This is a genomic window from Calothrix sp. CCY 0018 (assembly GCF_963920925.1).
Classification (GTDB): Bacteria; Cyanobacteriota; Cyanobacteriia; order Cyanobacteriales; family Nostocaceae; genus Rivularia.
The window spans coordinates 1-14,094 of record NZ_CAWUDI010000016.1; the positions used below are offsets into that span (position 1 = coordinate 1).

The 14,094-nt window shown below is 38.2% G+C and carries 15 protein-coding genes; 6 read left to right on the forward strand and 9 right to left on the reverse strand.

Annotated features, from left to right (window positions below; translation table 11 throughout):
- Positions 1-267: 267 nt before the first annotated feature.
- From ACM03V_RS13400 to ACM03V_RS13430, 7 genes are all read right to left on the reverse strand, one after another.
- Positions 268-489: a DUF2997 domain-containing protein gene (locus ACM03V_RS13400; RefSeq protein ID WP_414621283.1), complete on the reverse strand. Its 222-nt coding sequence runs from the start codon at positions 487-489 to the stop codon at positions 268-270.
- A gap of 159 nt (positions 490-648) precedes the next feature.
- The gene (locus ACM03V_RS13405; RefSeq protein ID WP_414621284.1) at positions 649-1,506 is read right to left on the reverse strand and encodes an STM4011 family radical SAM protein; all 858 of its coding nucleotides are present in this window, start codon (positions 1,504-1,506) and stop codon (positions 649-651) included.
- Between the two features lie 405 nt (positions 1,507-1,911).
- Complete coding sequence (locus tag ACM03V_RS13410; protein WP_414621285.1) at positions 1,912-3,057, reverse strand: STM4012 family radical SAM protein; 1,146 nt, start codon at positions 3,055-3,057, stop codon at positions 1,912-1,914.
- Positions 3,058-3,086: 29 nt separating this feature from the next.
- On the reverse strand, positions 3,087-3,965 hold the full coding sequence (locus ACM03V_RS13415) for a hypothetical protein (RefSeq protein ID WP_414621286.1): 879 nt from the start codon (positions 3,963-3,965) through the stop codon (positions 3,087-3,089).
- Between the two features lie 308 nt (positions 3,966-4,273).
- A complete protein-coding gene (locus ACM03V_RS13420) occupies positions 4,274-4,423 on the reverse strand; it encodes a hypothetical protein (protein ID WP_414621287.1) in 150 nt (49 codons plus the stop codon).
- 202 nt (positions 4,424-4,625) lie between these two features.
- Positions 4,626-5,885: an STM4015 family protein gene (locus tag ACM03V_RS13425; RefSeq protein ID WP_414621288.1), complete on the reverse strand. Its 1,260-nt coding sequence runs from the start codon at positions 5,883-5,885 to the stop codon at positions 4,626-4,628.
- Between the two features lie 372 nt (positions 5,886-6,257).
- A complete protein-coding gene (locus tag ACM03V_RS13430; RefSeq protein WP_414621289.1) occupies positions 6,258-6,821 on the reverse strand; it encodes a superoxide dismutase family protein in 564 nt (187 codons plus the stop codon).
- Between the two features lie 209 nt (positions 6,822-7,030).
- Here ACM03V_RS13430 and ACM03V_RS13435 point away from each other — a divergent pair, with 209 nt between their 5' ends.
- Complete coding sequence (locus tag ACM03V_RS13435; RefSeq protein ID WP_414621290.1) at positions 7,031-7,543, forward strand: hypothetical protein; 513 nt, start codon at positions 7,031-7,033, stop codon at positions 7,541-7,543.
- 487 nt (positions 7,544-8,030) lie between these two features.
- The gene (locus tag ACM03V_RS13440) at positions 8,031-8,480 is read left to right on the forward strand and encodes a rhodanese-like domain-containing protein (RefSeq protein WP_414621291.1); all 450 of its coding nucleotides are present in this window, start codon (positions 8,031-8,033) and stop codon (positions 8,478-8,480) included.
- Positions 8,481-8,542: 62 nt separating this feature from the next.
- On the opposite strand, the gene ACM03V_RS13445 is transcribed toward ACM03V_RS13440, so the two are convergent.
- Positions 8,543-9,172 carry a ribonuclease H-like domain-containing protein gene (locus ACM03V_RS13445; RefSeq protein WP_414621292.1) on the reverse strand — a complete coding sequence of 210 codons (630 nt, stop codon included), beginning with the start codon at positions 9,170-9,172 and terminating at the stop codon, positions 8,543-8,545.
- A gap of 90 nt (positions 9,173-9,262) precedes the next feature.
- Positions 9,263-9,805: a CAP domain-containing protein gene (locus tag ACM03V_RS13450; protein ID WP_414621293.1), complete on the reverse strand. Its 543-nt coding sequence runs from the start codon at positions 9,803-9,805 to the stop codon at positions 9,263-9,265.
- Between the two features lie 730 nt (positions 9,806-10,535).
- Between ACM03V_RS13450 and ACM03V_RS13455 the strand changes: the two genes are divergently transcribed.
- From ACM03V_RS13455 to ACM03V_RS13470, 4 genes are all read left to right on the forward strand, one after another.
- Complete coding sequence (locus ACM03V_RS13455; RefSeq protein ID WP_414621294.1) at positions 10,536-11,294, forward strand: hypothetical protein; 759 nt, start codon at positions 10,536-10,538, stop codon at positions 11,292-11,294.
- A gap of 358 nt (positions 11,295-11,652) precedes the next feature.
- Positions 11,653-12,282: a hypothetical protein gene (locus ACM03V_RS13460; protein ID WP_414621295.1), complete on the forward strand. Its 630-nt coding sequence runs from the start codon at positions 11,653-11,655 to the stop codon at positions 12,280-12,282.
- A gap of 42 nt (positions 12,283-12,324) precedes the next feature.
- Positions 12,325-13,167, forward strand: coding sequence for a hypothetical protein (locus ACM03V_RS13465; protein WP_414621296.1), 843 nt, complete (start codon positions 12,325-12,327; stop codon positions 13,165-13,167).
- A gap of 92 nt (positions 13,168-13,259) precedes the next feature.
- Positions 13,260-14,084 (forward strand): hypothetical protein, encoded by an 825-nt coding sequence (locus ACM03V_RS13470; RefSeq protein ID WP_414621297.1) that lies wholly within the window; start codon positions 13,260-13,262, stop codon positions 14,082-14,084.
- Positions 14,085-14,094: the final 10 nt, after the last annotated feature.

A 14,094-nucleotide genomic window follows, 5' to 3' on the forward strand; every position in this document is an offset into this window, starting at 1 on the left:
TTGTACCTTTGTTAATTCTTATTTTTCGTCTTACCCCGATTTACTGAGCGGATACAGTAATTCGTCATTGCGATTTCCTGTAGCGTAAATACGTGCAAGTAGAAACCGGAGAATTGCAACGGCTGTAATTAGGATGAAGATGAATATTAGTAATGTGTAGATGATTGTCATGGTGGATTAGAGGGGGAAGAGTGGGGAGAGGGGGAGAGGGGGTAGACAATTATCAATTAACAATGAACAATTAATAATGGATTTCTAGCTTTAACCTCAACCATTCTTGTTTTTCAAAGATTGATTTTCAGTAGAAGTAATATTTTCTTCACCTTCGTAATATTCGGGAAGCAATTCTTGAGTTTCCACTTCTCCTAAAGCGTCTTCAATTCCGGAAGTGGTTTCGGTACAACCAGCACCAGAAGCGCCGATGACATTTTCAGTAATTTTACCGTCTTTACCAATGCGGTACTCTACTCTTCTATACTCAGCCATCATTTTATCCTCTGGGTAGATATTTACAGTTATAACAATAGTTTTGACCTCTCTCCATGAACGCGGAGCGTTTTCTCGTAGAGTACCTCTCTCCTTATTAAGGAGAAAGGCTTTAAGTCTTATTCTCTTTCCCCTCTCCCTTGACAAGGAGAGGGGTGTCCTTTAGGACGGGGTGAGGTTCGGAATCCTCTCCAATATCCCGGAGCCAAAGACTCGATCTAATTCCAAATAATCGAGATGCACGTAACCGATATGACAGTGACAGGTTTCGTTGCTACAGTCGCGCTCTTGTAAAACTTCTTGCCAATTTTGGTCATAAATATTACCAATAAGCTGTTTGAGAAAATGACATCTTCGCATCGTACCTTCACCGTCAACGGAAATCATCGATTTACCGGCGCGACAGGAACGCCCGAAGCTGGGATAATGATGGGTGTTGAGGTGATAAAGTGGATCGATGGAGGAGAAAAAGTTTCTATCTTCTGGTAATAATTTAGAAAGTTCTTTTTTTACGGCATTTATCCACAGATAAACGTGTGAGGGTAATTCCTGACGTAAAGCAGCAATTTCGTTTTTGTACTGCGGAAAACCGACAACACCCGCACTAAAACGAACTCCACGGTTATCCAATTCGAGACATTGGGAAAGATAACTTTGACGAGATACCCATTCGGGATGAAAAGTTGCCCATAACGCTAAACTTTCCTTGTTGCAATCTTCCACCCAATCCAAATTACAGGAAAGATTGGTTTGAATTGCGGCTTTCTTAACGTGAGACATTTGGGTTAACTTAACTAAAGCTTGTTGATAGTGCTTGTGGATGAGAGCTTCACCCCAAGGAGTAAATAAAATCGAAAATTGATGCTGGTGATATTGGGAAATCCAATTAACAAAGCGTTGTAATTGTTGTTTGTCTAAATTTAATTCTGCTGCTGAAGAGTAACGTTTCGCGAAAGGACAATATTCGCAACCGTAGTTACAGCTGATTAGGGAACCGCGATAGAGGATTGTTAAGTGCATTTTTTAGTTTTTTATTTAAGGTTTGAAATCGTTATATATGATAAATAACTGTTATTCATTAGCAGGCCAAAATCTGTAATCTGCTGGTTTATCGCTTTCACAAATAAAGTTGATATCTAATTGATTCATTTTCTGTCTCATTTCATAATTTACCCAGTTATAAGAAATATCAAGAGTATCTAACTGACGAATTGCTATAACGACTTAAAAACCTCTCTCTAACTCTCTCCTACGAGGAGAGAGGACAAGAATTCTTCTCCCCATTCCCTAGCAGGGAAGGGGGCTGGGGGGTTAGGTTCCCCAAGAATTCTTCTCCCCATTCCCTTGCCAAGAAGGGAACTAGGGGTTGATTTGAGTTGTTTTCTCCCCATTCCCTAGCAGGGAAGGGGGCTGGGGGGTTAGGTTTTATTTCAACTCATATCTCTGCATCAAATCCCTTACTTTCCCAGAAAACAACCATTCCCCAATTGCATCGGAATATTCCACACCATTTTGAGTCAATCGCAATATTCCTTTATCCTCAATCGCTAAATCCAAATCAAATAACTCCGACAACTCCGGGAAATCACCAAATACTTTTGTATGAAATCGCGTTTGATAATTACTAAAATTCAATCCTTCATGAGAAAGTAACGACAATAAAATGTACCTTCTGCGCTTCTCTTCGCTATCTAATTCAAAGCCGTAATTGACAAAATCAAATGATTCTTCCGGTGTTTTTATATACCCTTGCAAAATCTCGCGGATTCCCTTTCCTCCTACCGCGTATTCGTTGGAATAATGCAATTCATCGGTGTAGGAACGCGCTCCACAACCCAAACCAACCATTCCATCGGCTTGGCAGCAGTAGATTGGGGAGGGGGTAGAGAGGGGAGAGGGGGGAGAGGGGGGAGAAACTTTTTGGAACATTCGCATGGAGGTTTGGGTGTATCCTTGTGACATGAGAAAATCCCTTCCTTGACGGTAACAATTCAAGCGGATGTCGTCCCATTCTTTATCGGATGTTCCCAAGCCGGTAAGTGGACGCACGTACAGGGGATACAGAAATATTTCTTCTGGTTGAAACCGCAAGGCAGCGCGTATCGATCGCAACCAGGTTTCTACTGTTTGTCCGGGTAATCCGTATATTAAGTCTATGTTGATGGTGGGAAAACCGGCGGCTCGCATTCTTGTTAGTGCGGCTTCTACTTCGGCGGTGGTTTGACGACGGTTAACTGCTGCAACCTCGGATTCAACGAAGCTTTGCACCCCGATACTGGCACGGGTAACACCTCGCGATCGCAACAGTTCCAATTTATCTTTCGTCGCGGTTTCCGGTGACATTTCCACGGATATAGGAATCTGCTGTAAATCCGCGCCCATCGTATCTTCTGCAACATTCAAAACAGTTTCCAAATGATGAATTGGTAACTGAGTCGGCGTACCTCCACCAATAGCCAACCGTGCAAATGAACTTTTACCCAAAGCTGCTTTTACGTGCTTCGCTTGTTTTTGCAGAGTTTTGACGTATTGAGTTACAAAATCTTGATTATGGGTGACGGTGGTAAACAAATTGCAGAAACCGCAGCGCAAGGTTTTGTTTACCTGTAATTAATTCTGCGTAGGAGATGACGGTTGCGGGTGGTAGGTTGAGGTTTGCGAGTGCTTGTTGGAGCAATCCGACGCGACGCTTTTCCGGGTTGGCTATGATGGTGAGGTTTTTCATGGGTTTTTTGATGGTTTATTCGTGAAGTGCTGAGTAACGCGATGCACTTATATTCATTCCTGGATAAACAATCTCTTCTTGATAATCTGCAATTAACCAACAAAACTTCTAAACTTGGAAAGCTTGTTAACAAAAAACTTATATCACCAATACCGAGATAAGATTTTCTAAATTTATCTATTTCTTCATCACCTACAAATAAAGCTTTTAAATTTTCTAAATCTTCACGATGATTATAAAGTAGTTCAGCTAAATCATCATACTCTTGACTGACTTCGTAATAAACATCATAGTCTTGTAAATGACAAATTAAAGCTTCAACTTCATTGACTCTATCATCTTGTATTAAAAGCTGTAGTTTCTCCAAATTCACAACATAAGCTTTATTCTCTGGATTTATAATTCCAACTTCAGGATTAAACTCTTCAACCTCCCAATCTTCCAACTTCGTAAAATACAAATAAGGATCGAATTCCAACAGCGCTTGTTTTCCCTTTTCACCTCCCAATTCCTTCAACAACTTCGTAGCAAAACTTTTTACCTGTAATGAATCATCTTCCAACGCTTCAATAACTAAATCTAAACCCGCTTCCCCATAAATCAAACCATCGGAAAGCGCTTTAACTCGTACATCTACAATTTCACTTTCCAACCGTCGCTTAACTCCTTCAATTCCTCCCAACACAGCACCAGTTATCGGAGCCGGGTTGTTTCCATCTAAAACTGCGTCGAATTCTCTTGGTTGTTTTGACATGATGATTTTGTTTGTGTGATTATATTAGGATTCCCGGAAATCTGTTTTTATTAACTGATGTTTTTAAAACTTATATTTTGCGTTTGGATTCACACCCGCTTACGGTTGCAAACCGCAAGCTAATAGCAGAAGTCCTATAAATAGGACTATTAAATTAAAATTAATCAGTCCATTAAAATGGACTTTTGCTATTAGACGGGGAATTCTATTCCCCGGCTGTTATGATTTATTCCCAAACTGAATAATATCTATAACCAGGATGTGCAATAACTTGACAATTTAATTGTGATAGTTGCTCAATCATCTTTTTACCAAAACCATTTCCACAAAGATTCAGGGTATGTAAACCGTCGCTTTACCCCTTCAATTCCCCCCAACACAGCACCCGTTACCGGAGCCGGATTTTTACCACCTAAAACTACATCGAACCTTCTTGGTTGATTTTGATTGTTATTCATTTTTGATATTTTATTTAACAAAAATTCTGCGTCTGGATTCACACCCACTTGCGGTTTCAAACCGCAAGCTAATAGCAGAAGTCCATTAAAATGGACTGCTATATTTTAATTTTTCAGTCCTATTTATAGGACTTTCGCTATTAGCCTTGGGTTTGCAACCCAAGGTGGTTTGGGCTTATAAACCAACATCCCAAAACGTTTTTCATTCAGTCACAGCACAATAACGACGTTCATCATCGTAATAATCATCTGTATCCTGGTTTTCTGCTAACAATTGACAATCAAGTTTAGACAATTTACCAATCATTTCATCTGATAAACGAGCTTCAGAAACATTAAGAATATCAAGCTCATTTACCGCTAAACAATTAAGTAAAAGTTCCGCACCTTTATCGCTCAAATTCCCCAACGATAAATCGAGTACGCTAATAGTTTCAATCAAATCCGAATTAACTACAGCTTCCGCAATATCATCCGTAAATTGACTGTTACGCAATCCCAAATAATTCAAATCAGGAAATACTAAATCTACTAAAATCGGCTTTAAATTTATTATCGAACAATTTCCACCGTATTCATCGGCATCAAACCATAATTCTAAATGCTCTAATGCTGGAAGATTCATGTTACAAATTTGAGCAACTGTATCTCTACTCAATCCCCCAGTTTCTATAATTAATGCCTGTAAATTATTGTGTCGCACTGGTGCATTAAATTGTAACCGCTCTCCACCACGTATTTGCAATACTTCTAATTGAGGATAAGCTCTTAAAATCGGACTTATATCACTTTGTGCAATCCAAGATATTTCGCTTTCGTGGTAATGAATGTCACCGATAAAGATGGCTTTTAAGTTGGTTAATTTATCTTTCGCATCAACAAGCCCATTGACAATTGTGTTAGTATCAATTCCCGTATCATCACTCCATAAACCAATAATCAAAGCTTCTAATTTACCGGCTTGGGAATCTTGCGAAATGCTTGTAATTTGTTCTGCTATGGAAGGGCGATCGCCATCGTAATCCCATCGTAAAGCATAAGCTGTATTCGCAGGGTCTTCAATTCCAACTTCGGGATTGTAATCTACAGACAAACGATTCGCAAATCTTCCCGCGTGCTGCCCTTTATAACCAAGATACCCCTGCAATCGCTCGAATAAATCCCAAGGCTGATAGTGTTCTAAAGCTTGTTTAACTTGCGTTTCTTCTCTTCGTCGCAATAACTTATAAGCATGACGCTGTATTTTTTTCGGTTTCCACCGCAATGCTTGAATTACCAACTCCAAACCAGCTTCTTGATAGTTAAGAGCATCGGTAAGCGCTGCCAACTTCACGTCAACTACCGGATTCGACAATCTCCGCTTTACCCCCTCAATTCCACCCAACACCGCGCCATGAATCGGAGGTGGAGATTGTCCCCCCAAGACAGCATCATATTTTCCTGGCTGTTGATTCTCTGCCATGACATTTATACGTAAATATTTTAACTACTGCTACTAGATTTCCCATAAATGGCGATAGACTAAACACGCAGAGTGCAATTATGTCCGCTAGCCATTCACAATTTAATCTTACAAAATATAATAGTACATTTGTTTTACAAAAGGAACCCCTAATAAATGTAGAGACGTAGCAGTGCTACGTCTCTCTTAGATGTGGGTTGTCTGGAATATTTCGTTTGAGCAAATTATCGATAAAATCCAAAATTTTTTATATGCGGATTGTCTGGAATATTTTGTTTCAAATTATTTCACGGGATTATCGATACAACCATAAATGCTGGGAGACGTTGCAATGCAACGTCTCTACATCAGTTATCTGTATAGCTTCATTTTCTACGACATCTCAATCACGCCGCAAGCAACGCGATTACCAGCATCCCCACTGGGTTGGGATTTCAAATCGTCTTCTCCTGCATGAACGATAACGGCTTTACCTACAACGGAATTAGCGCCATCAAGAGTGGCTACATTGTCAACACGGCTGTATTTTGCATTGCCGGAAGCATCGGCGGTGATGTTGCCGAAGTCGCCGACGTGGCGCTGGTTCGCGGGTGCTTCGGGGGCACCGTGGGGACTACCGTTAGGTGCGTAATGACCGCCTGCTGATGAGGCATCGGGGGCGCTGCAATCTCCTTTCTCGTGGACGTGAAACCCGTGTTTACCCGGTGTTAAACCTGTAATATCGGCAACTACTTCTACTCCAGATTCTTCTGGTGTAAAAGTAACTTTACCGCTAACTTTGTTTCCTTCTGTTGGCTGAAGATTGGCAACTGCAATTTTGCTCTGAGTCTCGGTTGTTCCTCCGTCAGTATTTGTTTCGGTTGTATTACAGCCTGTTGTAACCAAGATAACAACGCCTGCCAAGGAAATAATTAATTTATGTTGATAGATGTTCATGATTAAGTGTAAAAGATGATAGGTAAACGAGAAATCTGAAATGGTTTAATTTGTGTAAGTGTTTTACTTGGTAATTGGTAAAAATAATCTTACCTTAATCAAAGTTTTACCCGTATTATTCTCAAATTATATAAAAAAAATGAACAATCTCGAATAAGTCTCTCTTAGTGATAGGATGATACCTCGATGTTTATTCTTTGAAATAAATCATGGCTAAGAATACTCTTCGTAATTTGTTGATCGGTGCGGGTGTTGCTGCGGCTGGTGCAATTGGAACCAAGAAAGCTGTAGACTACTTCAAGAATCGTGGAAAAGAAGAAGCACCACCAGAAAGCGAACCTGATGCTGAAGCTCCCGCAGAAGATGAGGTTGCTTTTGCTTCTGTTGAGGAAAGTTCTGTTCAAGGCTTTTTAGATTCAAGCTTTGGTGACGCTGGGCGTTACGTTCCCAATCGCCCGCCGAAGATTTTTGAATATCAAGGCGAACAGTATATGGTGATTTGGGCTTACGACAACAAGCAACAGAAAAATCAGATGATGGCCTTCAAGTATACCGACGGTGGCCGTAAGATGGTTGCGAGTGTTGGATATACGAATGACAAAACTGATTACAATCTTAGTTTAGATCCAACACCTTTTGCTGTTGAAGTAAATGGTGATAAGTTGCAATCCGGGCAGTCTACAACTGCTGGTACTAGTGATGTAGATTTTGTTCTAGCTTAATTAAGTTAAAACCCGCATTGGATTTTTGAACCAATTCTAAAATCCCGGTTTTTCTGAAAAACCGGGTTTCTAATTTTTAGAAATAATTTCATAATTATTATGACCAATATCGTCGATAAATCAAAGAGTCTTAATAAATATTTTCTTTCTCATCCTATCGTCAGAGAAATATTTTAGGAAATAATTAAATATTACTTCTATAGAAGGAGCAATATTTATAGTATTAAGCGCTAAATTTTAATCAGTGAATAAAATACTTGTAAAAGTGTCAAGGGCTAGCGGTATCAGAGCTACTGTTGATACGGGTAAATTTATAGCAAATCACGCTTAAATAATACACGTAAATATTTTTAGTTGTGAAGTGAGCTATCTTCTTAACGATTCAATAGTTTCGCAAGCAGTTACATCGTCCTCGTCTTGCCGTTTATCTGTTATTTACCTTTAACGCTTTTACTGCCCTCCGTAAATTTAAAAGAGAGAAGAACACATGGCTAATCCACTTGAAAATATCATTCCAGATCAACCTCCTGTAACTGAGAAGAAGTCCGACGCTCACACCCTAAAGTCTCGTTTGGAGTGGGGTGAGCCTGCATTTACCATTCTCGACGTGCGCGATCGCCCAACCTACAATGATGGTCACATCATGGGCGCTGTATCAATGTCGATGGATGGTTTAGGTGATGCAGCAGCGGAAAGTTTAGCTAAAAGCCGCGATATCTACGTTTACGGCGCTAGCGATAATGATACAACCCAAGCTGCACAAGCCTTGAGAAGTAAAGGTTTTGAAAATGTATCCGAGCTAAAAGGTGGACTTGCTGCATGGAAAGCAATCGGCGGTCCTACTGAAGGTATTGTAGAATCAAGAACTCCTGCTGGTAAAGATGACTACAACGTCGTCGATAGAATGAAAGACCAAGCAGCAAATATGGACAAGTAAGTCTCCGCTTGGATTTTCGATTTAATAGTTCGTAGTAAGGACTTAAGTCCTTACTACAAACCTTAATGCTCAAACAAACCTTGAAACTGCAACAAATCCAACTGCACTATTGTCGGTAAGCATTTAAAACAATCTTGGGCTAATTCCAATCTCTCCTCACGTTCGAGCATCTCTATCAATTTTCGCCGAATATTTACCAAATAACGCACATCGTTAGCAGCATAACTTAGTTGAGCGTCGGATAAATTTTCAGCGTTACCCCAGTCGGAAGATTGAGCGCTTTTATCAAGCTCTACTTCTTCCAACTGCATCACCAACTCTTTAAGCCCATGCCTGGGAGTGTAGGTACGAACTAATTTACTGGCAATCTTGGTACAGAAAACCGGATTTACCATGATTCCCAGATAATGACGTAACGTTGCTAAGTCAAAACGAGCAAAGTGAAATATTTTGACAACATTATCTGCTTCAAAAAGTTTTTTCATATTGGGGGCTTCAGTTTGTCCCCTATGAATCCGTACAACCGTCACCTTACCTTTATCATCCGCTATCTGCACCAAGCATAAACGGTCGCGTAAAGGTAATAATCCCATAGTTTCGGTATCTACAGCAATCGCTTCACAGTTGAGATATTCCGAGAGAGTCGAATCATCAAAATCGCGATCGCAAACCTGAAAATCTTGTAATTCCATGAATCCTTAAAAATCAATGTAGTGTTTGTGGTATGCGAAAATTCCGTCAAACACTACTTTATTGCTAAAAAAAATAATAAATCAAACCGATCAATCAAGAATAAAAATTTGTGTCAGAAAATATTCGTCCTCGCTATTTACGGCAACACCAACCCCAGTTAAATTATACTTTCCCTTAATATTCTTCAAATGTCCGGGACTTTCAATCCAACCTTTTACAGCTTCGGCAACCGGATCTTCATAGCCAAAGTTGAAAGCAACGTTTTCAGATGCACTGTTATAGCGAATAAAAGTACCATCAACTCTTTTCGCAAACCCATTATGACTAAACGGCACTTGGTGTTTAGCCATATTCTGGCTGTGAATCCTCGCTTGCTGGGAAATTTTGCTATCTAGCTTCAACTTTGGCAATTTTTTGTTAGCTCGATATTGATTTATTTTGTCAAATATGGACTTCTCTAGATCGGTAGTTTTTACAGTACTAGATAGCTTAACTGGACGTGACGGAATTAACAACGGCTCCTTTACAGTCGGCTCGCTCGTAGACGTATGACCGGGTACGGGCTTTGTGGTCATGCCGCTAGCTAACACAATAGTGGTAAAAGCAATGCCAATAATAGTTTTTCGACTCATGGGCGATTACATAGTTGATAGTCTCTTGAGACGCGAACCTAAGTTTAATGGTTTCTTTATATACCCGTATTTGTTGTAAGTGTTTTATTATTTAAAGAATCTTTGCATATCCTTTCTTTACCGTCAAGACTAGCTAATTAAGGGATTTTTGATATTTTTTTTATATAAAGTAATTCAAAATTATAAATGAAGACTTTAAAAAGTTTTAATTTATCTAGGCAATTATTCTGACTCAGTATCGCGGTTATCAATCCGATCTGAAAATAATTATTTTTTGGTTATAAATTATACTGAAAGTTAATAAATTAAATTAAAAAATAGATAGTAAAAAAAACTACCTTTTACCAAAAGATTAAAACTTAAAATATAGGGGTTTTTGGTTGAATTCAATAGAGACTACAAACCGTTTATCCTTACGAAAAATAAAGCAAGATAAAATATTTTGGCGTTGCTGAATCCAAATATTAATTTCTATTTTGAGACATTGCAGTGTATAAGCCGTCTCTACACAGGTTTCGCTTGTAATATACAATTAGACTTCTATCTACTTTTATTACTAAAATACCCTTATCAACTTCGCTCATCTTTAGCAGGATTCGTACTTATAAAACTATATGTATATAGCGATACGTTCTCAAATATCAAAATTACAATAAATTTAAACTAAAATCAGATAAATCGCCGATTAATTGAAACTTATATAATCTTTATCAAACTTGATAATTCATTGATGTTTGCATCATTCTCATCTACATCCTTCAATTTTATTTCAACCGCAGCTATTGCCGTGGCGTTAGCGCTAACCCATTTATTTAGTGGTAAACTGCGTTTTATTAACGTTCCTCGCAGTCGCTGGTTAAGCGGTGCGGGTGGAGTCTCGGTTGCTTATGTTTTTGTACATATCTTACCAGAATTGAGCGAACATCAAGCGGTTTTAGAAGAAGCGCAAGAAGGATTAATTTCTTATTTAGAACATCATGTCTACCTATTAGCATTATTAGGATTAACCATATTTTACGGTTTAGAAAAAATGGCTAGTGAATCTCGCGAAAGTCAGGAGAAGGCGGGAAAAGGAGACATTACAGCCCAAGGAGTATTTTGGGTACACATTGCATCTTTTGCAGTTTACAATGCTTTGATTGGCTACTTGCTGATGCATCGAGAAGAGCCAGACGTGGAAAATTTATTGCTATATAGTTTAGCAATGGCACTGCATTTTATTGTCAACGACTTTGGTTTAAGAGAAAATCATAAGCATATTTATGACTATATCGGACGCTGGATACTAGCAGCAGCAGTTATTGTCGGATGGGTAATAGGTAGCGGTACTCAAGTCGGAGAAACAGCTATCGCTGTTATTTTTGCTTTTTTAGCAGGTGGAATAGTTCTTAACGTATTAAAAGAAGAACTTCCCGAAAAACGAGAAAGCCGTTTTTGGGCTTTTGGATTAGGTGCAATGATTTATAGTGCTTTACTTTTAGCTTTCTAATTAAAAATTTTACTTATATTCTTTTTTATCTAGTTTTATTTTGGATGACAGATAATTTATCAAAAAAAGCGATTAAAAAAACTAATAAAATTTATTAACCTATCTCTCTAGATATTTAGTATTCTTTCTAAAGATAGATTCTAATAATAATAATAAGTAATGCCTCAGCTAGAAGATTTTATTAAAGTAAAAGTTTATATTGGTATATATTAATAAATGGCTAAATTAAGTTAAGAATTTTCTTGATTTTATTAAATATTCTTTTGTCTATTGATAAATAAATCCTAACTAAAAAATAACCAAAATATGAGTGCGTCTGCCATATTAATTAATTTATTTGAGAATTAAAGAGGTGTCTATGTTAAAGCAAATAAAAAATATTACAACCTTAAAAAGACTTTTGAGCGGCTTTGCAGTTTTAATTCCGTTCCTTCCCTTAGCTGCATTTGCAGTTCCTAAACGTCCAAATCCCAAACGCAATCCTTGTCCTAAAATTTACTACGAAGAACCTTACAATAATAAGATATTAGTAGCAGCAGGTTGTCCTCCTAATGCTGCTACTGAACGTTGGAATAAAACCGGACAAGCTGTTGACCAATCTATTAATGTAGTAGCTCCAGTTACAAGCGTAAAGCCAGTACAGCCTCCGCTTCCGGAGAACCGCGCTAACGCTATTGCGACTATCAAGCCAATGATGGGTAAAGTCAGCGTGATGTTGAAAAACGATACTAATGCTCGCATTTCCTATCAAGCTGTTACGCATACTCAAGTTCGATATTTAGAAGGTGGAGAAGAAGTCACTTTGCAAGATATTCCTATACCTGTAACCATTACTATGGTAAGAGAAGATAAAGGACTGTTACGAGTAATGCCGATGTCTACCGAAGAAGACGGTATGTTAACAGTTACTTTGGATGAAGAAACCAAATTTGATGATAACCAAGGTGTTTTAAGAATTCAGGAAGATGGACAAGTTTTTCTGAACTAGTTATCAAGAAGGGTGCAGTCAATTTTTAAAGTGAGGACAAAAATGGATCGAGTTCGTAACGAAAAAGATAACTTTTATTTCAGTAAAAAGAAGGGTGGATTTATGAATAAATTTTTTAGATTTCAGGGTGCAATAGCTTTAAGTATAATGGCTTTGGTACTTCCCGCTTGCAGTAACGATCAAGCAAATGTTCCTGGTGCAGGAAACGTTACTACAGAAGAAGTTGCTGATAATACCGCCGCATTAGATGGTAAAACTGTAACCGTAAGAAGCGAACCTAAAAGTAAAGTTGGTCCCACTTCCTTTACGGTTGAGGATGAAAAATTCTTTGGTAGTGAACCTATTTTGGTTATTAACGCTTCCGGGGAACCTTTTGTTTTGCCAGAAGATGACGATACAGAAATCCAGGTCACGGGTGTAGTTCGTAATTTCGTAATTGCAGATGTAGAACGCGAATATAATTTGACATTAGACAGACAGTATTATGTAGATTATGAAAACAAACCTGCAATTATTGGTCAGTCTATGGCATTAGCACCCGATCCAGGTGAAATTACTCAGAATCCTGCACAATTCTACAACAAGCGACTTGCAGTAACGGGTGAAGTGGAAGATATTCAAGATGCCAACACCTTCACGCTAGATGAAGAAAAGTTATTTGGGGCTACAGATTTATTAGTTCTTAATCCTAAACCAAAAGTAGCTGTCAAAGATGATGAAGTCGTTGCGATTACTGGAGTACTTCGTCCCTTTGTGCTAGCAGAATTTGAACGTGATTACGATTTGGGTTGGGATTTACAGCTTAAACAGAAAATAGAAGCTGAGTACAAAACTAAACCTGTATTTGTAGCTGATAGTGTATATCCTTCTGCAATTTCCGACTAATATTAATTTGTTTTTTAAACAAAGGCTGAGATCGAAGTAATCTCAGCCTTTTAACTGTTTAATTTATCTACCAACTATTATAAGAGAGAATAATGGCTAATCAAACGCAAAATCGGTTCAATTGGAGTCCAAAAATAATTTTCACTATTGCTTTTTTTGGATTTTTATTTGGGCTTTATTTTATTTTCACGCGGGAACCTGCTGCAACTCCAGGAATGATGTCAATATCTGAAATTTCCAGAGAAAAAGATGATTTGGTTGGCAAATTTGTCACCATTAGAAGCAAATCTATTGAAAAACTTGGCCCTACTTCCTTTGCTGTCAGAAAGAGAAAGTTTTTTATTAAAAGCAAACCAGTTATTATTGTGAATGCATCGGGTAAAGTATTTGACCTTCCAACGAATAAAGACACAGAAGTTCAAGTAACGGGTACGGTTCGTAAGTTAGATATACCTAAACTAGAAAAAGAATTTTCTTTAAGATTGCAAGATAAAGTTTACGAAGACTACAAAGAAGCAACTACTATTGTTGCTCAACATATCGCTTTAGCACCAGAAGTAAATGATATTGCTGCAAACCCAAGTAAATATTACAACAGAAGATTAGCATTGACAGGAGAAATAGAAAATATTAAAAATTCTAAGATGTTCACCTTGGATGAAGACGATTTACTTGGTGAAGAAGATTTATTAGTTTTTAATCCTACTCCAGCAATGGCTGTAAACGACAATCAAACAGTAGCTGTAACGGGAATTATGCGCCCATTTAGAATGGCGGAGTTTGAAAGAGATTATAAGTTAACTTGGGATGCAGGGTTAAAGAAAGAAATGGAATTAAAGTACAAAGAAAAGCCCGTGTTGATTGCCGATACTGTTTATCCTTCGAGGGTTTCAAGTTTAGATTGGGAAATGTGGTAATTAGTATTAG

What these genes read in the sequence shown, in the direction of transcription:
- ACM03V_RS13400 (WP_414621283.1), bottom strand. Translation starts at nt 489, where the DNA reads ATGATGGCTGAGTATAGAAGAGTAGAGTACCGCATTGGTAAAGACGGT.
- ACM03V_RS13405 (WP_414621284.1), bottom strand. Translation starts at nt 1,506, where the DNA reads ATGCACTTAACAATCCTCTATCGCGGTTCCCTAATCAGCTGTAACTAC.
- ACM03V_RS13415 (WP_414621286.1), bottom strand. Translation starts at nt 3,965, where the DNA reads ATGTCAAAACAACCAAGAGAATTCGACGCAGTTTTAGATGGAAACAAC.
- ACM03V_RS13420 (WP_414621287.1), bottom strand. Translation starts at nt 4,423, where the DNA reads ATGAATAACAATCAAAATCAACCAAGAAGGTTCGATGTAGTTTTAGGT.
- ACM03V_RS13425 (WP_414621288.1), bottom strand. Translation starts at nt 5,885, where the DNA reads ATGGCAGAGAATCAACAGCCAGGAAAATATGATGCTGTCTTGGGGGGA.
- ACM03V_RS13430 (WP_414621289.1), bottom strand. Translation starts at nt 6,821, where the DNA reads ATGAACATCTATCAACATAAATTAATTATTTCCTTGGCAGGCGTTGTT.
- ACM03V_RS13435 (WP_414621290.1), top strand. Translation starts at nt 7,031, where the DNA reads ATGGCTAAGAATACTCTTCGTAATTTGTTGATCGGTGCGGGTGTTGCT.
- ACM03V_RS13440 (WP_414621291.1), top strand. Translation starts at nt 8,031, where the DNA reads ATGGCTAATCCACTTGAAAATATCATTCCAGATCAACCTCCTGTAACT.
- ACM03V_RS13445 (WP_414621292.1), bottom strand. Translation starts at nt 9,172, where the DNA reads ATGGAATTACAAGATTTTCAGGTTTGCGATCGCGATTTTGATGATTCG.
- ACM03V_RS13450 (WP_414621293.1), bottom strand. Translation starts at nt 9,805, where the DNA reads ATGAGTCGAAAAACTATTATTGGCATTGCTTTTACCACTATTGTGTTA.
- ACM03V_RS13455 (WP_414621294.1), top strand. Translation starts at nt 10,536, where the DNA reads ATGTTTGCATCATTCTCATCTACATCCTTCAATTTTATTTCAACCGCA.
- ACM03V_RS13460 (WP_414621295.1), top strand. Translation starts at nt 11,653, where the DNA reads ATGTTAAAGCAAATAAAAAATATTACAACCTTAAAAAGACTTTTGAGC.
- ACM03V_RS13465 (WP_414621296.1), top strand. Translation starts at nt 12,325, where the DNA reads ATGGATCGAGTTCGTAACGAAAAAGATAACTTTTATTTCAGTAAAAAG.
- ACM03V_RS13470 (WP_414621297.1), top strand. Translation starts at nt 13,260, where the DNA reads ATGGCTAATCAAACGCAAAATCGGTTCAATTGGAGTCCAAAAATAATT.